The sequence below is a fragment of the Enterobacter cloacae complex sp. 2022EL-00788 genome (genome assembly GCF_026627565.1).
In the GTDB taxonomy this organism is placed as follows: Bacteria; Pseudomonadota; Gammaproteobacteria; order Enterobacterales; family Enterobacteriaceae; genus Enterobacter; species Enterobacter pasteurii.
Window position 1 is genome coordinate 89,438 of the sequence record NZ_JAPNMC010000010.1, and the last position, 25,311, is coordinate 114,748.

The 25,311-nt window shown below is 54.1% G+C and carries 28 protein-coding genes and 1 pseudogene; 11 read left to right on the plus strand and 18 right to left on the minus strand.

Annotated elements, in window-relative coordinates; translation table 11 throughout:
* Nucleotides 1-10: 10 nt before the first annotated feature.
* Complete coding sequence (gene pepT, locus OWK27_RS16555) at nucleotides 11-1,234, plus strand: peptidase T (protein WP_267590792.1); 1,224 nt, start codon at nucleotides 11-13, stop codon at nucleotides 1,232-1,234.
* Between the two features lie 43 nt (nucleotides 1,235-1,277).
* Here pepT and OWK27_RS16560 read toward each other — a convergent pair whose 3' ends face one another.
* From OWK27_RS16560 to phoP, 3 genes are all read right to left on the minus strand, one after another.
* A complete protein-coding gene (locus OWK27_RS16560; RefSeq protein WP_267590793.1) occupies nucleotides 1,278-2,399 on the minus strand; it encodes a cupin domain-containing protein in 1,122 nt (373 codons plus the stop codon).
* A 91-nt stretch (nucleotides 2,400-2,490) separates the two neighbouring features.
* Nucleotides 2,491-3,954 carry a two-component system sensor histidine kinase PhoQ gene (phoQ, locus tag OWK27_RS16565; RefSeq protein ID WP_193356283.1) on the minus strand — a complete coding sequence of 488 codons (1,464 nt, stop codon included), beginning with the start codon at nucleotides 3,952-3,954 and terminating at the stop codon, nucleotides 2,491-2,493.
* Complete coding sequence (gene phoP / locus OWK27_RS16570) at nucleotides 3,954-4,625, minus strand: two-component system response regulator PhoP (protein WP_148421705.1); 672 nt, start codon at nucleotides 4,623-4,625, stop codon at nucleotides 3,954-3,956. Before phoP ends, phoQ begins: the two co-directional genes overlap by 1 nt.
* 543 nt (nucleotides 4,626-5,168) lie before the next feature.
* On the opposite strand from phoP, the gene OWK27_RS16575 reads away from it, so the two are divergent.
* Nucleotides 5,169-5,510, plus strand: a complete 342-nt coding sequence (locus tag OWK27_RS16575) for a DUF1971 domain-containing protein (RefSeq protein ID WP_176610610.1) — start codon at nucleotides 5,169-5,171, stop codon at nucleotides 5,508-5,510.
* 361 nt (nucleotides 5,511-5,871) lie between these two features.
* On the opposite strand, the gene OWK27_RS24375 is transcribed toward OWK27_RS16575, so the two are convergent.
* Nucleotides 5,872-5,973 carry a YnaM/YnfT family protein gene (locus OWK27_RS24375; RefSeq protein ID WP_407644611.1) on the minus strand — a complete coding sequence of 34 codons (102 nt, stop codon included), beginning with the start codon at nucleotides 5,971-5,973 and terminating at the stop codon, nucleotides 5,872-5,874.
* Between the two features lie 389 nt (nucleotides 5,974-6,362).
* Here OWK27_RS24375 and OWK27_RS16580 point away from each other — a divergent pair, with 389 nt between their 5' ends.
* A complete protein-coding gene (locus OWK27_RS16580; RefSeq protein ID WP_193356282.1) occupies nucleotides 6,363-6,755 on the plus strand; it encodes a hypothetical protein in 393 nt (130 codons plus the stop codon).
* A 141-nt stretch (nucleotides 6,756-6,896) separates the two neighbouring features.
* Here OWK27_RS16580 and purB read toward each other — a convergent pair whose 3' ends face one another.
* The 5 genes from purB to rluE are packed head-to-tail and all read right to left on the minus strand — an operon-like array spanning nucleotide 6,897 to nucleotide 11,232.
* Nucleotides 6,897-8,267: an adenylosuccinate lyase gene (purB, locus tag OWK27_RS16585; protein ID WP_267590794.1), complete on the minus strand. Its 1,371-nt coding sequence runs from the start codon at nucleotides 8,265-8,267 to the stop codon at nucleotides 6,897-6,899.
* Nucleotides 8,268-8,286: 19 nt separating this feature from the next.
* Nucleotides 8,287-8,916 (minus strand): high frequency lysogenization protein HflD, encoded by a 630-nt coding sequence (gene hflD, locus OWK27_RS16590; protein WP_148421701.1) that lies wholly within the window; start codon nucleotides 8,914-8,916, stop codon nucleotides 8,287-8,289.
* Between the two features lie 27 nt (nucleotides 8,917-8,943).
* Nucleotides 8,944-10,056 (minus strand): tRNA 2-thiouridine(34) synthase MnmA, encoded by a 1,113-nt coding sequence (gene mnmA / locus OWK27_RS16595; RefSeq protein ID WP_148421700.1) that lies wholly within the window; start codon nucleotides 10,054-10,056, stop codon nucleotides 8,944-8,946.
* A 40-nt stretch (nucleotides 10,057-10,096) separates the two neighbouring features.
* Nucleotides 10,097-10,570 (minus strand): NUDIX hydrolase, encoded by a 474-nt coding sequence (locus tag OWK27_RS16600; RefSeq protein ID WP_176610606.1) that lies wholly within the window; start codon nucleotides 10,568-10,570, stop codon nucleotides 10,097-10,099.
* Complete coding sequence (rluE, locus tag OWK27_RS16605) at nucleotides 10,570-11,232, minus strand: 23S rRNA pseudouridine(2457) synthase RluE (RefSeq protein WP_193356279.1); 663 nt, start codon at nucleotides 11,230-11,232, stop codon at nucleotides 10,570-10,572. The genes OWK27_RS16600 and rluE overlap by 1 nt, the downstream gene beginning before the upstream one ends.
* Before the next feature lie 117 nt (nucleotides 11,233-11,349).
* Between rluE and icd the strand changes: the two genes are divergently transcribed.
* Nucleotides 11,350-12,600, plus strand: a complete 1,251-nt coding sequence (gene icd, locus OWK27_RS16610) for an NADP-dependent isocitrate dehydrogenase (protein ID WP_148421697.1) — start codon at nucleotides 11,350-11,352, stop codon at nucleotides 12,598-12,600.
* Between the two features lie 256 nt (nucleotides 12,601-12,856).
* Here icd and OWK27_RS16615 read toward each other — a convergent pair whose 3' ends face one another.
* Nucleotides 12,857-13,948 carry a glycosyltransferase family 9 protein gene (locus OWK27_RS16615; RefSeq protein WP_252003473.1) on the minus strand — a complete coding sequence of 364 codons (1,092 nt, stop codon included), beginning with the start codon at nucleotides 13,946-13,948 and terminating at the stop codon, nucleotides 12,857-12,859.
* A gap of 424 nt (nucleotides 13,949-14,372) precedes the next feature.
* Here OWK27_RS16615 and OWK27_RS16620 point away from each other — a divergent pair.
* Both OWK27_RS16620 and OWK27_RS16625 read left to right on the plus strand, forming a co-directional pair.
* Nucleotides 14,373-14,501: pseudogene (locus OWK27_RS16620) on the plus strand (NADP-dependent isocitrate dehydrogenase); the annotation flags it as partial.
* Nucleotides 14,502-14,576: 75 nt separating this feature from the next.
* Entirely contained in the window at nucleotides 14,577-14,822 is a 246-nt protein-coding gene (locus tag OWK27_RS16625; RefSeq protein WP_148419168.1) for a DUF2543 family protein, read from the plus strand.
* A 4-nt stretch (nucleotides 14,823-14,826) separates the two neighbouring features.
* On the opposite strand, the gene OWK27_RS16630 is transcribed toward OWK27_RS16625, so the two are convergent.
* On the minus strand, nucleotides 14,827-16,326 hold the full coding sequence (locus OWK27_RS16630; protein ID WP_267590795.1) for a cyclic diguanylate phosphodiesterase: 1,500 nt from the start codon (nucleotides 16,324-16,326) through the stop codon (nucleotides 14,827-14,829).
* A 128-nt stretch (nucleotides 16,327-16,454) separates the two neighbouring features.
* The gene (yncL, locus tag OWK27_RS16635; RefSeq protein ID WP_148419165.1) at nucleotides 16,455-16,547 is read right to left on the minus strand and encodes a stress response membrane protein YncL; all 93 of its coding nucleotides are present in this window, start codon (nucleotides 16,545-16,547) and stop codon (nucleotides 16,455-16,457) included.
* 371 nt (nucleotides 16,548-16,918) lie between these two features.
* Here yncL and OWK27_RS16640 point away from each other — a divergent pair, with 371 nt between their 5' ends.
* Nucleotides 16,919-17,167, plus strand: a complete 249-nt coding sequence (locus tag OWK27_RS16640) for a GlsB/YeaQ/YmgE family stress response membrane protein (protein WP_003857896.1) — start codon at nucleotides 16,919-16,921, stop codon at nucleotides 17,165-17,167.
* Between the two features lie 129 nt (nucleotides 17,168-17,296).
* On the opposite strand, the gene OWK27_RS16645 is transcribed toward OWK27_RS16640, so the two are convergent.
* Both OWK27_RS16645 and OWK27_RS16650 read right to left on the minus strand, forming a co-directional pair.
* Nucleotides 17,297-17,395: a YoaK family small membrane protein gene (locus OWK27_RS16645; protein WP_032673531.1), complete on the minus strand. Its 99-nt coding sequence runs from the start codon at nucleotides 17,393-17,395 to the stop codon at nucleotides 17,297-17,299.
* A 44-nt stretch (nucleotides 17,396-17,439) separates the two neighbouring features.
* A complete protein-coding gene (locus tag OWK27_RS16650) occupies nucleotides 17,440-18,468 on the minus strand; it encodes a sensor domain-containing diguanylate cyclase (RefSeq protein WP_148419162.1) in 1,029 nt (342 codons plus the stop codon).
* Nucleotides 18,469-18,780: 312 nt separating this feature from the next.
* Between OWK27_RS16650 and OWK27_RS16655 the strand changes: the two genes are divergently transcribed.
* Entirely contained in the window at nucleotides 18,781-19,035 is a 255-nt protein-coding gene (locus OWK27_RS16655; RefSeq protein WP_176611230.1) for a DUF333 domain-containing protein, read from the plus strand.
* An 80-nt stretch (nucleotides 19,036-19,115) separates the two neighbouring features.
* Nucleotides 19,116-19,421: a hypothetical protein gene (locus OWK27_RS16660; RefSeq protein ID WP_148419160.1), complete on the plus strand. Its 306-nt coding sequence runs from the start codon at nucleotides 19,116-19,118 to the stop codon at nucleotides 19,419-19,421.
* Here OWK27_RS16660 and OWK27_RS16665 read toward each other — a convergent pair whose 3' ends face one another.
* On the minus strand, nucleotides 19,422-19,766 hold the full coding sequence (locus tag OWK27_RS16665) for a DUF488 domain-containing protein (protein WP_242174499.1): 345 nt from the start codon (nucleotides 19,764-19,766) through the stop codon (nucleotides 19,422-19,424).
* Between the two features lie 150 nt (nucleotides 19,767-19,916).
* On the opposite strand from OWK27_RS16665, the gene OWK27_RS16670 reads away from it, so the two are divergent.
* The gene (locus tag OWK27_RS16670) at nucleotides 19,917-20,624 is read left to right on the plus strand and encodes a CTP synthase (protein WP_176610601.1); all 708 of its coding nucleotides are present in this window, start codon (nucleotides 19,917-19,919) and stop codon (nucleotides 20,622-20,624) included.
* Nucleotides 20,625-20,654: 30 nt separating this feature from the next.
* On the opposite strand, the gene OWK27_RS16675 is transcribed toward OWK27_RS16670, so the two are convergent.
* The gene (locus tag OWK27_RS16675) at nucleotides 20,655-21,842 is read right to left on the minus strand and encodes a CynX/NimT family MFS transporter (RefSeq protein WP_267590832.1); all 1,188 of its coding nucleotides are present in this window, start codon (nucleotides 21,840-21,842) and stop codon (nucleotides 20,655-20,657) included.
* 99 nt (nucleotides 21,843-21,941) lie between these two features.
* Between OWK27_RS16675 and OWK27_RS16680 the strand changes: the two genes are divergently transcribed.
* A complete protein-coding gene (locus tag OWK27_RS16680) occupies nucleotides 21,942-22,733 on the plus strand; it encodes a helix-turn-helix transcriptional regulator (protein WP_324291172.1) in 792 nt (263 codons plus the stop codon).
* On the opposite strand, the gene OWK27_RS16685 is transcribed toward OWK27_RS16680, so the two are convergent.
* Nucleotides 22,717-23,163 carry a DUF441 domain-containing protein gene (locus OWK27_RS16685; protein ID WP_242174497.1) on the minus strand — a complete coding sequence of 149 codons (447 nt, stop codon included), beginning with the start codon at nucleotides 23,161-23,163 and terminating at the stop codon, nucleotides 22,717-22,719. The two genes, OWK27_RS16680 and OWK27_RS16685, sit on opposite strands and share 17 nt — an antisense overlap.
* A 106-nt stretch (nucleotides 23,164-23,269) precedes the next feature.
* Nucleotides 23,270-25,306, minus strand: a complete 2,037-nt coding sequence (locus OWK27_RS16690; RefSeq protein ID WP_267590796.1) for a glycoside hydrolase family 31 protein — start codon at nucleotides 25,304-25,306, stop codon at nucleotides 23,270-23,272.
* Nucleotides 25,307-25,311 lie beyond the last annotated feature (5 nt).

Genomic DNA, 25,311 nt, shown 5'->3' on the forward strand with positions numbered 1-25,311 from the left:
GGGTGACTGCATGGATAAACTACTTGAGCGTTTTTTACATTACGTTTCGCTGGATACCCAATCTAAACCGGGTGTCCGACAGGTGCCCAGCACTGAAGGCCAGTGGAAGCTGCTAAACCTTTTGAAAGAGCAGCTTGAGGCCATGGGGCTGGTGAACGTCACGCTGAGCGAAAAAGGGACCGTGATGGGAACGCTGCCGGCGAACGTGGACGGAGATATCCCGGCTATTGGCTTTATTTCTCATGTCGATACTTCACCCGATTTTAGCGGTAAACACGTTAACCCGCAGATCGTTGAAAACTACCGCGGCGGTGATATAGCGCTGGGGATTGGCGACGAAGTGCTGTCGCCGGTGATGTTCCCGGTCCTGCATCAGCTGCTTGGGCAGACGTTAATCACTACCGACGGCAAAACCCTGCTGGGCGCCGATGACAAAGCGGGCATCGCCGAGATCGTGACGGCGCTGGCGGTGCTGAAGGGCAAAAATATTCCCCATGGCGACATTCGCGTGGCCTTCACGCCGGATGAGGAAGTGGGTAAAGGGGCAAAACACTTTGACGTTGAGGCTTTCAACGCCCGGTGGGCCTACACCGTTGATGGCGGCGGCGTGGGTGAACTTGAGTATGAGAACTTCAACGCGGCATCGGTGGCCATCAAAATCGTCGGTAATAACGTGCACCCGGGGTCGGCGAAAGGGGTGATGGTCAATGCGCTGTCGCTTGCCGCTCGCATTCATGCTGAAGTTCCGGCCGAAGAGAGCCCGGAGATGACGGAAGGGTATGAAGGTTTTTATCACCTGACCAGCATCAAGGGAACCGTAGACAGCGCGCAGATGCACTACATCGTCCGCGATTTTGACCGCAAAGCCTTTGAGGCGCGCAAGCGCAAGATGATGGAGATCGCGAAGAAGGTCGGCAAGGGGCTGCACCCGGACTGCTATATTGAGCTGATTATCGAAGACAGCTATTACAACATGCGCGAGAAGGTGATGGCGCATCCGCACATTCTTGATATCGCTCAGCAGGCGATGCGCGATTGCGACATCGAACCGGTGTTGAAACCGATCCGCGGCGGCACCGATGGTTCACAGCTGTCGTTTATGGGGCTGCCGTGCCCGAACCTGTTTACCGGCGGGTATAACTACCACGGCAAGCATGAGTTCGTGACGCTGGAAGGGATGGAGAAAGCGGTGCAGGTGATTGTGCGAATTGCAGAGTTAACCGCGAAGCGATGAGGCGTTGCCGGGTAAGCGAAGCGCTACCCGGCACAATCATGACTTAGTCTTCAAAATACCAGTAGCCGCTGTTTACCAGCGCGGCCAGCATGGCGAGGAAAGAAGGGTCGTCCAGCGCGTCGCCGAAGGTATCCGCGGTCAACACCATGTGGCTGGCAATGGCTTCCAGCGCCGGGCGGCGCGGGGAGTCGAGCTTCTCGCCGTTCACGAAAACCTCTTCGCCAATGCGCAGGACGCGTAACCCGCCCAGACGCACCAGCTTATCGCCCTGCTGGAGCGCATCGTAAATTTCATCTGCCTGATACGGCGGCTCCGGCGGTGCCACGTCCAGCTCGTGACGCGACTGGCTGATAAACTCGCCAAACCACTGCCTGAAGTGCTCCGGCTCGTTGATCAGATCCAGCATCATGCCGCGCAGCTTATCCAGCTCCTCTGGCAGAATATCTGCCGGGTGCTCACGCGCCGGTACGTCCGGGTCGCTGTAACGGTGGCTGCCCAGCTCGCGCTGCAACACATAGTCTGCGAATCCGCTGATCATCTCGCGGCCGCTTGGCGCGCGGAAGCCGACCGAATAGTTAAGCGAGTTTTCCAGCGAATAACCCTCATGCGGGAATCCTGGCGGGATATAGAGGATGTCGCCCGGCTCCAGCTCCTCGTCAATAATCCCTTCAAACGGATCAACCTGAAGCAGGTCCGGGTGCGGACAGTGCTGCTTCATCGGCACTTTCTCGCCTACGCGCCAGCGGCGGCGGCCGGTGCCCTGAATGATAAACACGTCGTACTGGTCCAGATGCGGGCCAACGCCGCCCCCCGGAACGGAGAAGGAGATCATCAGATCGTCCATTCGCCAGTCTGGCAGGGCGCGGAAAGGACGCATTAAGGCTGCGGTAGGTTCGTGCCAGTTGTTAACCGCCTGCACCAGTAAAGACCAGTTGCTCTCGCCCAGGTGATCGTAACTTTCAAATGGACCGTGGCTGACCTGCCATTTTCCGTCCTGGTGGCTTACCAGACGGCTGTCCACCTCGTTTTCCATCGCCAGACCGGCAAGCTCGTCAGGGGAGATAGGGTCGATAAAATTGCTGATCCCGCGCTTAAGAACGACCGGGCGCTTTTGCCAGTAACGTTCAATAAATTCGGGCCAGTTAAGCGTTAATTGATAATCCATATTTTTGTATTCCGCAGGCTCTTACTGAGACGGATTATAACGGAAGCACAGAACCCTGGGGGCGCGATCCGCGTATTTTTCACATAACGGGTTAACTATCGTTCGATACAGGCAGCTGGCGGCCAAAAATGGCCTCCATTCGGGCGCCGCCCAGCAAACTTTCGCCGGTTTCGATCCTGCCATCGTACTGATCGACAATTTCACGGGCGACGGACAATCCCACCCCTTGTCCCGGACGCAGGGTGTCGGCGCGTTGACCGCGATCGAATACCACCTCACGTTTGTTGCGGGGAATGCCGGGGCCGTCGTCCTCAACGATAATATGCAGTTCGTTATCCGTAACGCGCGCGGACACCTCGACAAACTCCAGGCAGTATTTACAGGCGTTATCAAGCAGGTTGCCCATCACCTCCATGAAGTCATTCTTCTCACCGACAAAGCTAATCTCCGGTGAAATATCGAGGCTGATGTTGACCCCTTTACGCTGGTACACCTTGTTCAGCGCGGAGGTCAGGTTATCCAGCAGCGGGGCGACCGGATGCAGCTCCCGGCTCAGCAGGGCGCTTCCGGAGCGCATACTTGCCCGGTGCAGGTAATAACCTATCTGCTGTGAAATGCGGCTGATCTGTTCCAGCATTACCGGCTCGGCATCATCAACGCTCATCTTTGAACTGCGCATTGAGCGCAGGGTGCTTTGCATCACCGCCAGCGGGGTTTTCAGGCTGTGCGTAAGGTCGGTGAGGGTCGTACGATATTTGTCGTAGCGTTCTCGCTCGCTTTTCAGCAGGCGGTTGAGGTTGCGCACCAGGCTGGTCAGTTCGCGCGTGGTCTCCGGGTTAAGCTTTTCGCGGTGATGCTCCTCCAGCTCGCGCACCTCTTTGGCCAGGGATTCAATCGGACGTAGGCTCCACCACGCAGCGACCCACAGCAGGGGGATCACCAGCAGCAGGTTGGCGGCCAGAACATACACGAACCAGTTCCAGACCATATATGAGCGTTTCAGCTCCACCGGTATCGTGTCTACCACCACAATGGTCAACTGCGGCATGTGCACCGTGGCGGGATAAAGGTTGATGGCCACCGAGTGGGTCAGCTCCGTGTCGTCATCTTCTTCACGGATCTCGTTGAGCCTGTTCTGTAACGCGCGATCGTCATGCAGCAGGGTGCTGGTGGAGTTGAGATCGGCTTCTATCTCATGAAAACCATTGGTTTTCAGCCATTCCGGCCGGATGCGTTTTTTCAGCCAGGGGACATTACGCTGCGCCCAGAGCAATTTTCCCTTTTCATCGTAGATCAGCGCCAGCGTCGGACTCTGCTGATTCAGGTTTTCCGGCATCTCGACGGTGATCCGGTTGTTCTCCCATTTCGCCAGGGTATAAAACAGGTTACTTTCCCCGCGTAACAGGCGGAAGGTGGTTTTATCGAAGCTTACGCTATACCCGACCAGAGCCACCATCCCGTAAGAAAGAGACAGCACCATCACTACGGCAGCGGTAGCCAGCAGAAAACGCACCCGCAGCGAAAGGGGCAAAATGTGGCGCAAAATTCCTTTCATCAGCGTAATTCGAACAGGTAGCCCTGACCGCGCACGGTGGTGATCACCTCATGCGGGTACTGCGCCTGAATTTTTTTACGTAAACGGCCCATCAGCACGTCAATAGTGTGGCTTTCGCGCAGCTCGGCATCCGGATAAAGCTGAAGCATCAGGGAATCTTTGCTCACCACCTTCCCGCTGTTTCGGATCAGCGTTTCCATAATGGTGTATTCAAATGCGGTCAGCTTAATGACCTCATCGTTAATTGAAAATTCGCGGCGGGAGAGATCCACCTGGAACGGCGGCAGTGAGATCACCTGCGACGCCAGCCCGCTGTTGCGGCGCAGCAGCGCCTGCATGCGCGCAGCCACCTCTTCAATATGGAACGGCTTGGTAACGTAATCGTCCGCGCCTGCGCTCAGCACTTCAACCTTGTCCTGCCAGCCTTCACGGGCAGTCAGCACCAGCACCGGGAGAGAAATATCATGGCTGCGCCAGCGGCGAATAAGGGACAGGCCGTCTTCGTCAGGCAACCCTAAATCGACAATGGCGATATCCGGCAGGTGTTCATTGAGATAATAATCGGCTTCTTTCGCATCTTCGGCATCGTCCACCTGATGGCCCATCTCCTGAAGCTGAACCTTCAGGTGATGGCGTAGCAATGCGTTATCTTCAACAACCAGTACGCGCATTATCGCTTCTCCCTTAATAAATAATATGAATAGTTTAACGCTGATTACAGGGTTTGAAACCAGCGTCATGAAATTAAATGAGTGTTTTCACTCCCCTGAACGCATCGCTGCAGGCGTTTGATTATTCAGCATGTTAACTGGACATGGCCTTCACATGGATTCAATCTGCTGCAACGTTTGTGCCTTATCTGGGGCCGGTACCAGAAGAGGGTTAGCGCTGGCCGTCCGGGGCAGGCTTCACCCTCAATACGCTCTTATACGGAGCGCGTAATATTAACCGAGTTGCGAGCGTAAGCTTCCGCGTTTCGGAGAAAACAGCTATCTGTTTATAGACTGTTGAAGGCGCGCAGCTTTTTCCACGGGCAGAGGGCAGGTATCCCTCCGGCATACGATGAAAATTTCACCTATACGTCTGCCCGATCCTGTAAGCGTGCTGCCGGGCGTCCCAAAAGCATTTCCTGTTAATGATTTTTATTCTCAATTGCCTTTACAGTGAAAATCATAAGGTGTATTTTAAATGCATCTTTATTGCAGGAGGTATGTATGAGCCATCAAAGAATTCCCAGCCACTGGACGATCAAACGTTCCACTCCCTTTTTTACAAAGGAAAATGTTCCAGCTGCTCTTCTCAGCCATCACAATACCGCTGCCGGAGTCTTTGGTCAGCTTTGCGTTATGGAAGGGACAGTGACCTACTATGGCTTTGCGAATGAAGAGGCGACAGAGCCGGAAGTGAAAGTGGTAATAAACGCTGGCAGCTTCGCAACCAGCCCACCACAGTACTGGCATCGCATTGAGATGACCGATGATGCTCAGTTTAATATCAACTTCTGGGCTGAACCTTCCTTCGCTGGTGAAGAAGTTTACAGCGCTAAAAAAGCATAGTCGTCTGGCTCCCTCAACCACAACCAGGGAGCCGCATCAGAGAACAAAAAAGTATGATGAAATTCTTCTTTCAGTTTTCAAAGCGGGTCGACTACGGCGAACAGGAACTATGCGCAGAGCTGTCGCTGTTACAGAGGGGGGATTATCAGGAGTATCTGTCTCAGGAGGCACCGTTTTACCCGCTCCCGAATGAGGATGTAACGAGTGAACCCGCCCGTTGAACGGATAATTTTTCAAAGAGGCTGCTTAAGGCGGCCTTTTTATTTGCGTTGAGTTTGATAAGTACAGGTATTCTGGCGGCTCTGGCAACAAAGAACCATCCAGCGATTCCATACGCTAAGCGGGCTAAAGCTTAAAGCAGTTAATCGGGATTATTCGATGTACTGATGCCGATTTTAACCAGGCTCAATATCATCAGCCCAAGAACCACTGCCACGGCAGTAGCGATCATAAATGCTGTCATAACGATCCTTCTTTGGTTGAGTATGTTTATTTGACTTTATGAGTTCATAAACGTTCAAACCCATCGGCGACACCCGGGCAATCTTTGCTCTGGCCTTCATTCAGATGCGTTTCAATTTGCCAGGCGAGAAGGCAGGCCGTAAACCAACCGCCCGGAAAACAGCCTCTCATTCTTCTTATCTTATGTTTCACGCCGATTTCTTATCTGTGACACGCGTAAGCTGCTCATGAGTTTTGTAAATATTACCCTTTTTTTTGTAAGGATGTTCTCATTCGATAAATCTGTGTCTACACTTATTTTATGGTGCGAAATTAGATTTTCATAACAGATACCATAAAAGCAGCATTTTCACACAACAAACCGGCAGAATATCGAGTAAAGAGGGGCTTATGGAATGGAAGGTTGTTGAGACTATTGCGAGTCCGGAAAGCGGCACTATCTTTTGCAAAGTTGAAACACACTATGGCCTGAATTACATTTTATGGCTTAAGGGCGATTATTACGTTCGTGCAGGTGAGATTATCACTACCTCAAACGAAGGGATCCTGATTAACGACAGACGCCGACGGGTCTGGATTGCGCAGGCAATGCCCTTTTCATCAATAGGCTGGATGGGGTTCAGGAAGAAAAATGAATGCCCAGGGAATCGGCAGGAGATGGATCGCCCGTGCTCGGTTGAGGCACCTTGCCAGTTCAAACTGTGCCCGTTCGGGCTGAAGCGGTATATTCCGCAAAGTTATTCCACGCCGCAAAATAACAATCAATCCAATACTATGCTTTAACCACTGCAAGGCGTGGAGCGGTATGAGGTCAAAGCTGGAGTGGGATCCGGATGCCGGAATTTTAAAGGCGCATCCGCCATCCGGAAGAATGGCGCGATACCAAAAAGCAGCCCCCTTTCCGGCCGGAAAGGGGGAGGGTGATTACTTCAGCTCGTCGACCATGGTGACGGCGCGGCCAATGTAGTTCGCCGGGGTCATCTCTTTCAGGCGCGCTTTTTCTTCTTCTGGCAACGCCAGGCCGTCGATAAACTGCTTCATGCCTTCGGCGTCAACGCGTTTGCCGCGGGTCAGCTCCTTAAGCTTCTCGTACGGTTTTTCGATGCCGTAGCGGCGCATCACGGTCTGAATTGGCTCCGCCAGCACTTCCCAGTTGTGATCCAGCTCGTCCAGCAGGCGATCGCGGTTCACTTCCAGTTTGCTCACGCCTTTCAGGGTGGACTGATACGCGATCAGCGCGTAGCCAATGCCCACGCCCAGGTTACGCAGCACCGTAGAGTCGGTCAGGTCGCGCTGCCAGCGGGAAAGCGGCAGTTTGCTCGCCATATGCTGAAGCACGGCGTTCGCCAGGCCCAGGTTGCCTTCGGAGTTTTCGAAGTCGATTGGGTTCACTTTGTGCGGCATGGTGGACGAACCGATTTCGCCGGCAATGGTTTTCTGCCTGAAGTGGTTCAGCGCGATGTAGCCCCAGACGTCACGATCGAAGTCGATCAGGATGGTGTTAAAGCGAGCGATGCAGTCAAACAGCTCGGCAATATAGTCGTGCGGCTCAATCTGGGTGGTGTACGGGTTCCACTGGATGCCCAGCGAGGTCACGAACGCTTCGCTGAACTGGTGCCAGTCAACTTCAGGGTAGGCGGCGATGTGGGCGTTATAGTTACCGACCGCACCGTTGATTTTGCCGAGGATCTCAACCTGTTCCAGCTGACGATACTGCCGCTCCATGCGGTACGCCACGTTCGCCATCTCTTTACCCATCGTCGATGGGGTCGCTGGCTGGCCGTGAGTACGGGAGAGCAGCGGGATGTCGCGGTACTCCACGGACAGCGCTTTTACCGCGTCAATGATTTTACGCCAGTAAGGCAGCACCACTTCCTGGCGCGCGGTTGAGAGCATCAGCGCGTGAGACAGGTTGTTGATATCTTCAGACGTACAGGCGAAGTGGATAAATTCGGAAACCGCATGCAGGGCAGGGACGCTTTCGACTTTCTCTTTCAGGAAGTACTCAACCGCTTTTACGTCGTGGTTGGTGGTGCGTTCAATGGTTTTAATGCGCGCGGCATCTTCTTCGCTAAACTCGGCAACGATTTTATCAAGGTAATCGTTTGCCTCTGCGTCAAAAGCAGGAACTTCCTTGATTGCTGCCTGGGCGGCCAGCTTTTGCAGCCAGCGTACTTCAACCTGAACACGGAACTTCAGCAGGCCATATTCGCTGAAGATCCCGCGCAGCGCGCTGACTTTATCGCCGTAGCGTCCATCGACAGGGGATACGGCGGTCAGTGAGGATAATTCCATAATTCGCAACTCCGGGAGGTTAACAATGAGCAAGAATTTGTTTTGCCTGAGTCGTCAGGCGATTACGAGAAAACATTAATTGCAGGCGGCCGCCGCCAACCTGGTGCCAGAGCACGGCGGCACGAATGCCGGCCAGCAGCGAGGCGCGAACCTTCGCCTGCACCTGAGGGCTTTGCAGTACGGCGGGTGAACCGGTGACCTGAATACGCGGGCCGAGCGGGCTTATTACGTCGACGTAAATACCGGCCATTGCGCTCAGCAGGGTTTCCGACTGGAGGTCGAAATGGTCGAGCTGGCGCTGCAGCCCGGCGATGCGGTCGCCCAGGGTATTCATCGCGCCCTTTGCGGCGTTCAGCTTACGTTCCAGCACCATCAGGCTTAAGGTGTAGCGGGTCAGTTCCGCATTGAGCCCCTGACGGCTGCTGGCGTTGAGCACGCCGAGCAGGGTTTCAAGACCGAGACGAAGATTGGCTTCACTGCCGCCGAACACACCCAGCGTTGAACCCGGGTTGAGATCGATAACGCTGTTGAGCGAAACGTGCAGGGCATCGGCGTCGCAGTGACCCTGATGCGCCAGCTGTTGCACCAGACGAGCAGACTGGCAAATTCCCGCCAGCGCCAGGGTGATGTCGTAATAGTTCTTCGCCACACGGTCTCCTTTATGTGAGCTATCGGTTTAAACAGCAGGCAGCGGCAGGCGCTGTTCAATGATCCCACCGCCGAGGCAAATCTCGCCGCTGTAGAAGACGGCAGACTGGCCAGGGGTAACGGCGGAAACCGGTTCGTCGAAACGCACGTCAATGCGATCGTCATCCAGCGCGGTAACGGTGCAGGGAATATCCGTCTGACGGTAGCGCGTTTTCACGGTGCAGCGCAGCGTGCCTTTCAGCGGCTCGCGATCGACCCAGTGCAGCTGCTGCGCGACGAGGCCAACGGACATCAGGCGCGGGTGGTCATGACCCTGAGCCACAATCAGAATATTATTTTCGACGTCTTTATCGACCACGTACCACGGGTCTTCGCTGCCGTCTTTGGTGCCGCCAATACCCAGACCTTTACGCTGGCCAAGGGTGTGGTACATCAGCCCCTGGTGCTGGCCAATTTCGTCGCCGTCAACGGTAACAATTTTACCCGGCTGTGCAGGCAGGTAGCGGCCGAGGAACTCGCGGAACTTGCGCTCGCCGATAAAGCAGATACCGGTGGAGTCTTTTTTCTTCGCGGTGATCAGATCCAGCTCTTCAGCGATTTTACGCACTTCCGGCTTTTCCAGCTCGCCGACCGGGAACAGGCTTTGGGCAATCTGTTCGTGGCTCAGCGTATAAAGGAAGTAGCTCTGATCTTTGTTGCCGTCCAGACCGCGCAGCAGCTGGCTTTTGCCATTCACGTCTGCACGACGCACGTAGTGGCCGGTCGCGATGTAATCCGCGCCCAGGTCTTCAGCGGCGAATTCCAGGAAGGCTTTGAATTTGATCTCTTTGTTGCACAGAATGTCCGGGTTAGGCGTGCGGCCTGCTTTGTACTCTTCGAGGAAGAGTTCAAAGACGTTGTCCCAGTATTCTGCGGCAAAGTTAACGGTGTGCAGTTCGATGCCGAGCTTGTCGCACACGGCCTGCGCATCGGCGAGATCCGCAGCGGCAGTGCAGTATTCCTCGCCATCGTCTTCCTCCCAGTTCTTCATGAACAGGCCCTCCACCTTATAGCCCTGCTGCTGCAACAGGTAGGCGGAAACGGAGGAGTCGACACCGCCGGACATGCCGACGATCACTTTTTTCTGGCTGTTATCTGACATGGAATACTCACGACATTGAACTTCAAGGCGGCGTATTCTATCACGCCCCCCCACCGTTGACACCCTCTGTAAACGGCCAGTTAAACGCGCCGATGACATCCAGCGGCAGGCGGCCAGCAGATTGCCAGCAGCGAATGCTTTCCGCAACCAGCGGCGAGCGCAGGTTTGGCGCGTTCAGTATCTCGTCTGCCGTGACCCACAGGCAGCGGTCGATATCGTCATCATGCGGTTCAGTGGCGCACGTTTCGTTAAGCTCAACGGCGAATAAAAAGCGCAGGAAAGGGGTTTGGTCAGGCGCAATCCACTGGTGCATGCGAATGAAGTGCTGCGGCTCGGCGCGGATGCCTGTTTCCTCCCACAGCTCGCGCTTTGCTGCCTGCAGTAAGGTTTCATTAGCTTCAAGATGCCCGGCAGGCTGATTCCACAGCGCCTTGCCGTTGATACTCTCTTCTACAACCAGAAATTTTCCCTGAGCGTGAACCACGCAGGCAACCGTAACATGAGGTTTGAACATTATTTCTCCTTAGGGGTAACGTCCCGCCATTGCCCGTTTGCCAGCGAGTCCAGCGTGTAGCTGCCCATGGCGTAGCGAATCAGGCGAAGGGTAGGGAAGCCCACGTGCGCGGTCATACGGCGAACCTGACGGTTGCGGCCTTCATAAAGGGTGATCTTAAGCCAGCTGGTGGGTATGGATTTGCGTTCACGGATGGGCGGATTGCGCGGCCACAGCCACTCCGGTTCATTCACGCGTTCAATACCAGCGGGCAGGGTGGGGCCGTCGTTTAACGTTACGCCGTTGCGCAGCTTTGCCAGCGTCTCGTCGTCCGGCTCGCCTTCAACCTGCACAAAGTAAATTTTCCCGGTCCGTTTGCCCGGCTGGGTGAGCTTCGCCTGCAGGGCGCCATCGTTGGTTAAAACCAACAGTCCCTCGCTGTCGCGATCCAGTCGCCCGGCTGCATAGACGCCCTGAACGGGGATGTACTCTTTCAGCGTGCTGCGCCCGGCCTCGTCGGTGAACTGCGGCAATACATCGTAGGGTTTATTGAACAGAATCACCCGCGTCGGCTGGGTTTCTGGCGTTCTTCTGGTAGCTTGTCGTGAGCTGAATCGCTCAACCCGGTGTTTTCTAAAAGAAGTTTTCTTCATGGTATTTTCAGGCTTTATCAATTGCCGCATTATAGCCTAATAACGAAGACCTTTCATGGCGTCGGACAATCAGGTACTATCGGAAGGCTCATTACAATTTATTAACATAAGATCAGTAACAACCAGAAGCGCTCGAAGGAGAGGTTAATGGAAAGCAAAGTAGTTGTTCCGGCGGAAGGTAAAAAGATCACCCTGCAAAACGGCAAGATTAACGTTCCTCACAACCCGATTATCCCGTTCATCGAAGGTGATGGTATCGGCGTAGACGTTACCCCGGCAATGCTAAAAGTGGTTGATGCCGCTGTTGAGAAAGCCTACAAAGGCGAGCGTAAAATTTCCTGGATGGAAATTTACACCGGTGAAAAATCGACTCAAATTTATGGCCAGGACGTCTGGCTGCCAGCCGAAACGCTGGACCTGATCCGCGACTATCGCGTAGCTATCAAAGGCCCACTGACCACCCCCGTCGGCGGCGGCATTCGCTCCCTGAACGTGGCGCTGCGTCAGGAGCTGGATCTGTACGTGTGCCTGCGCCCGGTACGTTATTATCAGGGCACCCCAAGCCCGGTTAAGCACCCTGAGCTGACCGACATGGTTATCTTCCGTGAAAACTCAGAAGACATTTACGCCGGTATCGAATGGAAAGCAGACTCTGCTGATGCGGAAAAAGTGATTAAATTCCTGCGTGAAGAGATGGGCGTGAAGAAAATCCGCTTCCCTGAGCACTGTGGTATCGGTATCAAGCCGTGCTCCGAAGAAGGGACCAAGCGTCTGGTGCGTGCAGCCATCGAATACGCGATTACCAACGACCGTGACTCTGTGACCCTGGTTCACAAAGGCAACATCATGAAGTTTACCGAAGGCGCGTTCAAAGACTGGGGCTACCAGCTGGCGACCGAAGAGTTCGGCGGTGAACCGATCGACGGCGGCCCGTGGCAGAAGATTAAGAACCCGAACACCGGCAAAGAGATCGTCATTAAAGATGTGATTGCCGATGCGTTCCTGCAGCAGATCCTGCTGCGTCCTGCTGAATATGACGTCATCGCCTGTATGAACCTGAACGGTGACTACATCTCTGACGCCCTGGCGGCGCAGGTTGGCGGTATCGGTATCGCGCCTGGCGCGAACATCGGTGACGAGTGCGCGCTGTTCGAAGCGACCCACGGTACTGCACCTAAATACGCGGGCCAGGACAAAGTGAACCCGGGCTCTATCATCCTGTCCGCAGAGATGATGCTGCGTCATATGGAATGGTTCGAAGCCGCAGACCTGATCGTCAAAGGTATGGAAGGCGCGATCAACGCCAAAACCGTTACCTATGACTTCGAACGTCTGATGGAAGGCGCTAAGCTGCTGAAATGTTCAGAGTTTGGCGACGCGATCATCGCGAATATGTAATCCACTCGCTGGGTTAAACGTGAACGGGAGCCTGAGGGTTCCCGTTTTTTATTTTTAGCTTATAACGGTTATTGAAATAAACGCGCGCTGTTCAATTTTACTCAGAATGAAATAACCAATTCATGCATATTTTTAAAAATTTGCAAACTTTAAGCAATTGCCAGGAGTGAGTGAGCCTCAGGCCATAAACATAGAGAGACCTGAGAAGACTGAGTAAAATTCGATCACGATATTATATTTATATCTATACGAAACCTTAATTTGTTATATCTTTCAATTGTTCATCTATCATATTTAGTATAGGTCGAACATCGGCATCCATAACGCGGCGTTCTTTCAATCTAAGCTGTATTGCTGATTTATAATTTGGCCCCCAAACATCGGCGTTATCAGCAGATTCGCCGATAATCTTGAAGGGGTAGACGCATATAATTTTTTTGTTAAAAGCTCTTGAGACATGTACAAATGATGTATCTGGCGAAATGATCAGCGCGCTATCTTTAATTATCTGTGCAGCTGAAAAGAATGATGGAACTGTGTTTTTTGTGACATTCTCTGAATCAGGGATAGCGGCAATTTTGTGTTGTTCACCGATGATGATGGTGTGATATGAATGACTGTATTTTGAAATATGGTTCGTTATAGCTTCAATTTGTAAGTCGGAGAAAAAACGTTCACTAACGCTACCGTAAGGAATAAAGGAAATTATCTTTTTATCGGTGGTTTTTTGCATGAATTTCCGGGCGGCTGCAGCATCTTTTTCAGGAATGATTACAGAATAATCATAATCTGTTACCGAGATACCTAAGCGTTCAAGTAAATCTACATACCTGGTGCTTATGTGTGACTGAGGATGTTTAATATTGATGACTTCATCATAAATTCGATACTTTTCCGTAAAGCCGACGGTTCTAAAAGGCCTTGCAAGCCTAATTAAATTGAATGTATCAATATTTGAATGAGTAATCTCATGCGAGTCAATGAACGCGAAGGGCCCTATTGTCTTCAGTTCATTAAGCAAAGGTTTTTTATTATGAGGTTCATATAAATACAAACCTGCTAATGTCGTCCATTCCTTAAATAAAAAATGCGTTTTTTTATCAGCAATAACAGAGACCTGGAAATCGTTTTTCACCAGAGTATCAATCACTCCCCCGATAACAACCGCATCTCCGATACCCTTAGCGATGAAAGGGATTACTAAATGATCTGTGCCTAAATCATGACCGATATTTTTAGAGCGAGCGCGAGCAGTAATTTCACTTAAGAGGCTAAGCTTAAGCTTTAATTTCGTCCTTTTCAGATAATAATTTTTTGATCTGTTTGCTTTCCTAAGCCATTTGATCACGCTCTTCCCCTTATCTTGAAATATTGATAATTTATCCTAATGCTAACCGAGCTGCCTCGTCAGAAGCAATAGCTTCGGCTAAGCTGAAAAACGTATGCAGCAACGTCCCCCGTTGCGTTTAAAGAGCAAAATTACGGCTTTAGTGCGACAAAGAAGGTTCTCATACCCACTCAGCGTTCGCCCGCATTATCAACGCTGCGGGAAGCTTATGCAAATGGCTGCAGCCAGAGAGCAAACTGAAAGTATAGGCCATGGAAGAAAAGAGGGATACGCCAATACCAGAAAGTGAATAATTACTTAATCCTCAAAAGTACCAAACAATCCCAAAGATGGTTACGCTAAATCATTGGTTGGTGAGGAGCCAGGGTTGCATTAAAATTATAATTTATCTGTTGTGTTTCCTTTTCTATCCATCAATAATCAAATTTCCGATGAAATACTCCTGCGTCACATGGAATGGTACGAAGCCCCTGGCCGGATCGTTGAAGGTATGGAAGTCGCTAAGCTGCTGAAATGCTCAGAGTTTGGCGACGCGATCGTCGCGAACATGTAATCCACTCGCTGGGTTAAACGTGAACGGGAGCCTGAGGGTTCCCGTTTTTTATGCATAAAAGAGGGAAACAACGCTATGACCAACGATATCCCGCTCAGGTTTTACGACATTGTCGATGAATATGCCACAGAATCTGCGAAGCCGGTGGATGAGGCGGAACGCACGCCGCTGGCCCGCTATTTCCAGATGCTGCTCACCCGTCTGTACAATAATGAAGAGATTGATGAAGAGGCGCAGCATGAGATGGCGGCCCAGGCGGCTATTGATGAAGAACGTATTGACGATATCGCCAGGTTCCTGAATCAGTGGGGTAATGAGTAACGCACTATCGCGCCGTGTTTGCCAGCAGGCGGGCCAGATCCTGCCGCGGCAGCGATTTTGAAAAATACCACCCTTGTATCAGGGCATCGGGATATCTCTGGGCGATAAATTGATATTGCGTTTCGCTCTCAACCCCTTCAAAAACAAGGGTTTTTTGCAGTTTGGCGAGCGCATCGCTAAAGATCGCCAGGATATCCTGTTTGTAATCTTCGTTGATGCCATCCACTAGCGACTTATCGACCTTGATCTCGTCATACTTCAGGTTCGTCAGCCTGGCAAGATTAGAGTTTTGCACGCCAAAATCGTCGATAGAGATCTTCACCCCCGCTGATTTGAGTTCTTCACAAAATTCCTCAAGGATCGCCGACGTAGAGACCCCATTCTCGGATAACTCAACCTTTATCAGCGATAACGGCATGTTGTTCAGCAAACATTCGCGACGTAAAACGGCCAGGAATTTGCCGTCTTCAATTTCCGTTCTGCCAACGTTCACTGAAACCATCAGCTGATATTCATTGGCCAGCGGGGCAATTTCTGCAAGCGATTTTTTAATCATGTTGGTGTAGTAATAGGGATACAGCCCAATCTTTTTGATTAACGGAATGAATAGCTCAGGAGAGACGTCTTTATGGTTGTTATCCCGCCATCTCGACAGAACCTCTACGCCGACAATTTTTTTATCGCTAACCCGGATAATGGGCTGAAAATGCACGCTTATCGTGTTCGCTTTAACCGCTTTGACCAGCGTGCGCTCCAGCGAAAGGCGGTCTTCGTAAATTCGAAACGAAAACAGCGTCAGGGCGACCCAGATAAAATATAAAAACAGGCAAAGCAGCACCATGACGATGCCCGACAGCGAGGCCAGCCCGGCGTCGTAGTGGGTGACGGTAACGCACAAATCCCATTGCCTGCTGCATTGCGTAACGGACTGCGTAAATAACGGGGATGTTATCTGGCTCTGTTCGTCACTGGACGGCGCGACGGTGAAAAAGGTTCTGTCGAAATCCCGGGTGGAAGTGCGAAGCGAGTAGTTCGCCGTAACGGGAGTAAATTTGTCGTAAGCCGAACGTGAGGTGAAAATAATAAGATGATTAAAAATGGTCGCGTTGCCCGTAAAGAACCCTTTCTGCGAAAATTGCGCGAGGCTGAATCCGTTTAAGGTGTTATGAAGCTCGGAGGGCAGGGCGACGGGGTTTGCCAGCCTGCCCCAGAACGCGGTGCAGACGATTTTACCTTTTTCGATAAACCCCACGTCGGCGATATGGGGGCTCTGGATTTTTAATTTTCGGTATATGTCCAGGCTTGCGTTATCGCATCCCCGGGCGGAGGTATTTTTGAGGGTGCTGGTAATATTTTGCGTCAGGTCTTCGGAATAGTGCAAAAGCGTCCGGGAAACGTCCAGCTGCCGGTTCTTTTGCTGCTCAACGATGATGGCGTTAACAGCATACAGGGACAGGATGACCAGTAATGTTGAGATGATAGCAACGGTAATGATCTTCTTCATTTTCCTGCTGTCCCGCCACGTCCTTAAGTGCTGGGATCTTAACACAGGCTATAAAAGCTACAAATCGCAGAATGAAACCCGCATGGGGTCAACGATAAAGCCCGCAGGCGTGCCGGGCTTCATGCCTTTCAGAACCACGCATACCGGGCTGAAAGCAGTAACAGTAGCGTACTGGCAGAAACAAGGTTAAGGCAAATGACAAACTTGCTCGATACGTTCATGTTATCAAAGCCATTGTGCTGTTAAGAAGCCGTAGAGAATAGCGTCTCACGGATGCAGAAAAAACGCTGAATTCTGGTGGTTTTGCGCAAAAAAAAGCCCACTCAGAGGTGGGCAAGAAATACTGGAAGCAATGTGAGCAATGTCGTACTGAATACCTGAGTGTTTTGCTCAACTATTCAGTATTGAGAAAGATAATCTTTCTCAACAAAAGATGCAACCCCACGTTTTATGTGGAACGACGATTTTTTTCTGTTCAGATTTTGCTCAAACGAACCGTGTGATTCTTATCACAAATTTCCTTTCTCAGATCCTGTGCTATCCTTTTCTGTGTCGTTGATTTAATGACAAAAACCATACAGAGAGGAAAGCTATGGGAATTTTATCCTGGATTATCTTTGGGCTGATTGCGGGTATCCTGGCGAAGTGGATTATGCCGGGCAAAGATGGCGGCGGTTTCATCGTCACGATCATTCTGGGGATTGTGGGTGCAGTCGTCGGTGGCTGGATCAGTACCCTGTTCGGATTTGGCAGAGTTGATGGCTTCAACTTCGGCAGCTTTGTCGTCGCGGTGATTGGCGCGCTGGTTGTTCTGTTTATCTACAGAAAAATCAAAAGCTAAATCTGACCTGTGTTAAAAAAAGGCTGCCTGACGGCGGCCTTTTTACTTTGAGCGTTACCACCAGCCCATCTGCGTACCGGCGACGGCCACTGCGGCCACGATGAGCATGATAATGGTCGTTTTTCTCATTTATGCCCCCGGCGCGGCGTATCCGCCAATGAAAAACCAGCCCAAAAAGACGACTGCCGTGATAAATATCACAACCGGAAAGAGGATCCCTATTCTCATACCATCACCCGTTTTGTTTGCTTAAGGCCGTAGAGTGTACGGGCTTAATCCAGTGCGACAAAGCCTGTTTTGCTTTTTCCTTTTTTATCCTGATACATCGCGACGTCAGCGGTGCGCAGGGCGCTATCCTCATCGGTGCTGTGCGGATCGACAATAATCACGCCAATACTTGCCCCCGGATATCTGATAGTGACATTCCCCAACCCGTATTCGCCCGCGATACGATCGTTGAGGCTGGTCTTAATCGCGCTTATCTCTGAACCGGTATCGCCATCATCGCTTTTACTCAGGCAGGCAACCAGAAATTCATCCCCGCCGAGGCGGCCAATGATCTCGTCCTGGGTTTGTTGGTCCGTCAGACGCGCGCCGACCTGAATAAGGAACCGATCTCCCGCTTCATGCCCGTAATGGTCATTAATGCGCTTGAAATCATCAAGGTCGATAAAGGCGATCGTGACGTTGCGCTGAAGATGGCGCGCCAGCGAAAACAGGGTCGTCAGGTTTTCGAATATGGCGCGCCGGTTCGGCAGGCCGGTGAGGGCGTCGGTGTAGGAGTGGGCAATCAGCGCCGCGTTTGCTTCGCGAAGCTGGAGCACAAGCGACTCTTTCTGGATGTACTGGGCAATTAACCCGGCGAAGAGTCGGATCACCTGTTCGCCGCGATCGCTGAACAGTTTCTTTTCGGTGCTGGCTGCGCATAGCGTTCCGTACAGAGAACCATCGGCAAGATGAACGGGCACGCTCATATAGGTCGTGATACCCAGCGCTTTTGCTGCCACGCACTCCGGCCAGCGGTCGGGCACCTCGTTGCTGAACAACGTATCGCTGTCGATGGCGCGCTTGCACAGCGTCTCGTCCCAGGGCACGCTGAACCCTTCCGGGATCTGCATCTGCTTGCTGTTACGGGCATAGAGAATGTGCTGCAAACGCGCGTCGATATCGACTTTGGTCAGGTAGGTTGACTCCATATCCGTCACAATTTCCAGCATTTCCAGCAGCTGTCGCACCAGGCTGTCGAGAGATTGCTCAGTTGAGAGGGTTTCCGAAACGCGGGCAAGAATGATATCTGACATTAGGCTGGTCGACTCCCATGCAGAAGGCCTCTGTAACTGCATGTTATGCTGAAAATATAGACTCCAGTAATAGTAAAACATGAATATGAAAAATTTTATATATTCTTCAGGGCGCGGGGATGAGATGCCAAAAAAAAGCCCCGACGCGGAGATCGGGGCAAAACATCTTGATTATGGAATGTTGTTCTCTGGTCAGTGTGAGAACGAGTACCACTATAGGGGTGAATAGTGCAGGTTTAATGGAGAAATCATGGAGAAAACGGTGATGAGCCGTTACTCTGAGGTTTTTACAACACCTGAAGGATCGTAATGATGAAATATCTTCTTCTGGCGCTGGCGTTACCCCTTGCCGCATGTTCAACAAAGCCAACCCCGCCCGATGCGCCTAAGCCCCCGCACGCTATCGGTATGGCGAATCCGGCTTCAGTACACTGCCTGGAGAAAGGGGGAGAGCAAATCCCCGTACAAAGCCCTCAGGGCGTGCGCACCAAATGTAAGCTGCCTGGGGGAGAAGCGATCGATGAATGGGAGCTCTACCGTCGCGATCGCCCGCAACCGACCAGATGACAGCGGTATTAAAACTGCGATACACTTCTCTTTAGGATTATTCTTAGCCAGTTTCTGGCGGCACGATTGCGAGAAGAAGTATGTTTCAGTTAAAACCGGGCAGCATGGCGATGATCGTGGGTGCGCGTACGGCGGCAGGCCGTAGAAATATCGGTAAATCCGTTGAGCTGTTTGGCCTTTGTCAGCCTGGCCAGCGTTTCGTCAACCCGGTTAACGGCGTCATGACGCAGCTACCCGCCACGTCAGAGCGTGCGCTGTGGCTGGTTACCGGTGACGTATTCGCGTTTGATAACCAGCACGGCTTTGCCTTTGTCCGCCCGGAGCATCTTATACCGCTCACCCCGGACGCCATGCCTGAGGTCCACGATGAGCTGGCGATCGGTTAACTACAGGCTGCGCAGCCAGTCCGCCAGCACACGGGCGTGATTCTGCTGCGTATCTTTTGCGCCATAGAGTAGCGTTACCGTCTGCTGGCGGGCGATGGCTGCGACGCGTTTTCCTTCGTCCACATGCTGCGCCAGCTCTTTTCGGTACGCTTCGCTGAACGCGGTGAAATCGATAGCTTCACCGTGGAAGGCTTTTCGCAGTTCGCCGGAAGGCGTCAGGGATTTGCACCACTCATCATACGCGAGGTCGGTCTTTTTAATTCCCCTCGGCCAGAGCCTGTCTACCAGGATACGGTAACCATCTTCTGAATGCGGTTGCTCATACACGCGCTTACACTGAATCACGCTTCCTCCTCATACCGTAAGACGTTTAGCGAGAACACTATAGCATCAGCTTTTAACCCACCCAATTTAAGGTATTGTGATAACTGCAAAAGATCGGTAGTCTGAGGTTCCTTATGTTATCTGAAAATCCTCTGGCATAAGGAATCCCTCATGGAACTCTCCCCGGTTAAAACGACGCTGCGCATTGCGCTGGTTGGTGATTACAATTCCGATGTTATTGCGCACCAGGCGATTCCGCTGGCGATCGACGACGCCGCTGCGGTGCTGGAGCTCACCGCTGATTATGACTGGATCGCCACGCAAGAGCTCACCAGCCCCGAAGACCTGGTCGGTTACGACGCCATCTGGCTGGTGCCGGCAAGCCCGTATAAAAACGCCGAGGCGGCGTTTATCGCGGCGCGTTACGCCCGAGAAAACGGCATTCCGTTCCTCGGGACCTGCGGCGGGTTCCAGCATGCGCTGATTGAATACGCCCGCAACGTGCTGGGCTGGCACGACGCGGCCCACGCCGAAACCGACGCGGAAGGAACGATGGTGATTGCGCCCCTGGCCTGCTCGCTGGTGGAAAAGACCGATGCAATTGAGCTGCGTAATAACACGCTGATTGCTAAAGCGTACGGTAGGCCGGAAATTGAGGAAGGCTATCATTGCAGCTACGGCGTCTCGCCTGAGTTTGCCCTCGAACTTGAGCGGGGCGACATGCGCGTGACGGGCTGGGACGAGCAGGGCGAGATCCGCGCGGCAGAGCTGGTGACTCATCCCTTCTTTGTGATCACCCTGTTCCAGCATGAACGCGCCGCGCTGCAAGGGCGCCCGGTAGTGCTGGTGCAGGCCATGCTGCGGGCGGCGCAGGGTTGATAAAGCAGACCGGAAGGTCTGCTCTGGCTGTCAGCGGGGCGTGATTTCCCGGTCACGCCCGGCAAGCACGCCGCAGAGGGCCATCACCACCGCGGCCAGCGCGCAGGCGATCAGGGGAATGTGCCAGTCTCCGGCAGCGTCGTGAATTTTCCCCATCAGCGGTGGACCGCAGGCCGCCAGCAGATAGCCAATCGACTGGGCCATACCGGAGAGCGCGGCGGCCTGATGGGCCGAGCTGGCCCGCAGCCCGATGAACGTCAGGCCGAGGATCATGGTGGCGCCAGATCCAAAGCCAAACACCAGCGTCCACACGACGGCCAGCGTCGGTGCAAACCAGAATCCGGCCGCGCTCACGGCGCACATCAGGGCGACAGCCCCCGCAATGCCGCGCTGATCGTTAAGACGATGCAGGATCAGCGGGATAGCGAGGCCGGGGACAGCGGTCGCCAGCTGGAGAAGCCCGTGCATGGAGCCAGCCTGCGTTTCGCTGTAGCCGTGGCTGAGCAGAATCGCGGGCAACCAGCCGATAATGACGTAGTAAATCAGCGAGTTGATACCCAGAAAAAGCGTTACCTGCCAGGCGAGGGCGGAGCGCCAGATGGCGCGATTGTGCAACGCGCCCGCTCCCGTCAGGGTGGCGGCAGGCCTGTGGCGCCACTGCGGTAACCACAGGAGCAGCGCCACCAGCGGGAAGAACATCAGCATCAGCAGCGCACCGTGCCAGCCTGCGCTTCCCAGCGACAGCGGGACGATCAGCGCCGATCCTGCGGCAGCGGCGGCCCCCATCGTCAGCGAGTAAGCCCCGGTGAGTTTCGCCACCTGGCCCGGAAAATCGCGTTTGATGAGTCCGGGCAACAGCACGTTGCCCAGCGCAATCCCGCAGCCGACGATCGCGGTACCGGTAAACAGCAGAGAGGCTGACGGCAGTGAACGCACCCCAATCCCGATGCAAATCAGCAGCAGGGCAACGAAGAGGCTGCGCTCCATGCCCATTTTTCGCGCGACGCCTGCGGCAAGGGGCGAAATAAAGGCGAAGGCCAGCAGAGTCAGCGTCGTGAGCAGGCCGGTTTGCGCAGTGCTTAAGCCATAGTCCTGGCGAATGGTGTCGAGCAGGGGGGCGACGCCGGTAAACGTGACGCGCAGCGTTGTGGCAATCATCAGGATGCCGGCAATCAGCAGCGCACCCTGTTTCCCGGAAGGTTGAATAGCAGTAGTCATCATTGTCTCTTACGTTCAGGCGAGCGCATACGATACCGATTTAAGTCGTGGTTGAAATCAGGCTAAAATGACAGTTTATCGCTAATATCGGACAAAATTATGCACGGACTGGGTCTCGATGGCTACGATCCCGACAGCCAGCACGATGCGGCGGTTGCCTTTCGCATTCGCGTCGTGGCGGAAGAACAGCATATACCGCTGCATCAGCACCGCAAGGGGCAGCTGATAATGGCGCTGGGTGGCGCGATCACCTGCGAGGTGCAGAACGCGATGCTGATGGTACCGCCACAGTATGCGGTGTGGATCCCCGGTCAAACGCCGCACAGCAACAAGGCGACGCCCGGCGCGCAGCTCTGCCTGCTGTTTATTGAGCCCGGAGCGCTCGAGCTGCCGACGCGCTCCTGCACCCTCAAAATATCGCCCCTGGTCCGGGAGCTGGTGCTGTCGCTGGCGGACAGATCCCGGGATGAACGGCATCTTCCCGCCACCGCCCGGCTGGTTGACGTCCTGTTTGATGAACTGCCCCTGCAGCCGCAAGAGCATTTACAGCTGCCGGTTTCTCCGCATCCGAAAATTCGTCTGATGAGTGAGACCATGGCAAACGAGCCAGCCGCCTGGCAGACGCTCGCCCAGTGGGCAAGCCGCTTTGCCATGAGCGAGCGCAATCTGGCGCGGCTGGTGGTGAAAGAGACCGGCTTAAGCTTTCGCCGCTGGCGGCACCAGCTCCAGCTGATCGTCGCGTTGCAGCTGCTTATCGGCGGCAGGTCGGTGCAGCAGGTGGCGCAGGCGCTGGGGTATGACTCCACCACCGCCTTCATCACCATGTTTAAGAAAGGGCTGGGCCAGACGCCTGCCCGCTATATTGCCAGCCTGACTACGACTTCCCGATAAACAGCGAAACCAGCCCGGCGGCAATCAGCGGGCCAACCGGCACACCGCGAAACAGCGCCACGCCCAGCACGGTGCCGACCAGCAGACCCGCTACCAGAGAAGGCTGGCTGCTCATCAGGGTCACGCCGCGTCCGCCAAGCCATGAGACAAAAATACCCACCGCAATTGCCACCAGCGACTTCCAGTTCACAAAGGAGTGGAGCAGCGTTGAGGCCGGAAGCGTACCGCTGGCAATCGGTGCCATCACGCCGATGGTTAAAATGATGATCCCGATGGTAAGCCCCTGTTTTTCTATCCACGGGAAGAAGGTGTTTAACGGCGTGACGCGAACAATGATAAGCACCAGAATGGAGATAGCCACCGTCGTGTTGTGGCTGACAAAACCCAGCGCTGCCAGCGCCAGAAGGATGAGAAGAGTAGGGTCGAGCATGAGGTGATCCTTGCCAAAAATAGTAAGCCTGCTTACTTTACGCGCAAACGCGGCAGCAAACAGGCTTTACGAAAAAAATTGTCTATTTTTGGGCGCTTGCCTGAAATCAGTTCACCAGATCGTCCACCAGCGGGCTGCCCTCACGGATAAATACCGGGATGGTTTCGAGCGCGGCGGCGACGCGGATATGTTCACCGCCAGGGTAGCGCTCGCCGTTCAGGGCGATCCAGCCATTGCCTGGCGGAAGCCAGACCTCGCGCTCGCGCTGGCCGGCGTGCATTACCGGCGCCACGAGAAGGTCTTCGCCGAACAGGTACTGATCTTCGCACTCCCAGCTCTGCTTATCCTGCGGATAGTGCCAGAACAGCGGGCGCATAAGCGGGTCGCCGTGCTGATGCGCCTGTTGATACAGCGCGTCAATATACGGACGCAGGGTTTCACGCACGGTAAGCCAGTGCTGCATGATGGCGTAATTCTCTTCACCGTAGCTCCACAGCTCGTTAGGCGAACCGCTGTTACACTGAGGAATGCCGTCCCGGTAGCGCTCCGGTGGCTGGATCTGCGGCTCGCGGTAGCCGTGCATGCGCAGAACCGGCGTGAACACCGCCCACTGGAACCAGCGAACCAGTAGTTCGTGAAACGCCGGATCGTTAACGTTACCTCCCTGGAAGCCGCCGATATCGGTGGTCCACCAGGGGATCCCCGCCAGCCCCATATTCAGCCCGGCGGCGAGCTGATTGCGGAAGGCGTGAAACGAGGAGTGAACGTCCCCCGACCACGCCAGCACGCCGTAGCGCTGGCTGCCTGCCCAGGCGCAGCGTACGAGGTTAACAATGTCGGTTTCACCGTTTGCCCGTAGCCCATCGTAAAATCCCTGCGCAAAATCACGCGGATAGCGGTTGCCCACCTCCAGCACCGGGCCGGCGTGATAGCGGTAGTTGTCAAAATCATAGGCGCGGTATTCCGGCTCCGCCTCGTCGAGCCAGAACAGCTTTATCCCCAGGTCATAATAATTCTTCTTCACCGTGTCCCAGACGAACCTGCGCGCCTCGGGGTGCGTGGCGTCAAAGAACGTGGTATTGCCCATAAAATCGAGGTTAACCTGCACGCCGCGTTCGCTGCTGACCAGCCAGCCCTTCGCCTTCATCAGCGGATAAAGCGGGCTGCGGGCTTCTACCGTTGGCCACACCGATACCATCAGGGCAATGCCCATTTCGCGCAGTTCGTTGACCATCGCTTCAGGATTGGGCCAGTCCACGGGATCGAAGCACCAGGTGCCCTGGTTCGGCCAGTGGAAAAAGTCGATGACCATAACCGACAGCGGCAGGTTGCGGCGGCGATACTCGCGGGCGACCTCCAGCACCTCCTGCTGCGTGCGGTAGCGCAATTTACACTGCCACAGGCCACTGATAAACGCCGGGGCTGGCGGTGGCGTACCGGTGGCTTTCGCGTACTGGCGGGTGATATCCGCCACCGCGTCGGCGGCTGTGATCCAGTAGTCCATTTCGCCGGTCACGCGGGCGCGCCACTCCGTCTGATTTTTCGCAAAACTGACTTCACCAATCGCCGGATTGTTCCACAGCAGGCCGTAGCCAAGGCTGGACTGCATAAAGGGCACGCTGGCCTGGGAATTGCGCTGCGCCAGCTCCAGCGTACAGCCTTTCAGATCCAGCCACGGCTGTTGATACTGACCCATGCCGTAGAGGCGTTCATCCGCCCGCGACTCAAAGCGAACGGTGAGCTGGTATTTCCCTCCCGTCAGCGGCTTAAACTCGCGGCCATCCAGCTTCAGGGCGCTGACATACTTATCCTGACTCTTCTCGCTGGCGCCGATCCCGACGGTTGAGCGCTGGCGCCACATCTCCTCCAGCAGCAGTTCACCGCGCTGGTTGTAGAAGGCCAGCTGGCCTTTCAGGTTCAGCGTCGCGGTAATATTGCCGTTACGCAGCGTCAGGCTTTCTGCTTCGGCGGTAATCTCTGCCTGGCAAGGTGCTGCGGGCAGCAGCGCCTGCAGGGCGTCATCAAACGTGGGCGAGCAGGTGGCCCTGACGCGCAGGCTGTTTTCCCCCCAGGGTTCAATACGCAGGGTCTGGCGTTCAAATCGCCATTCAATACTGTTGGAATGCTGAATCAGCTCACTCATGGATA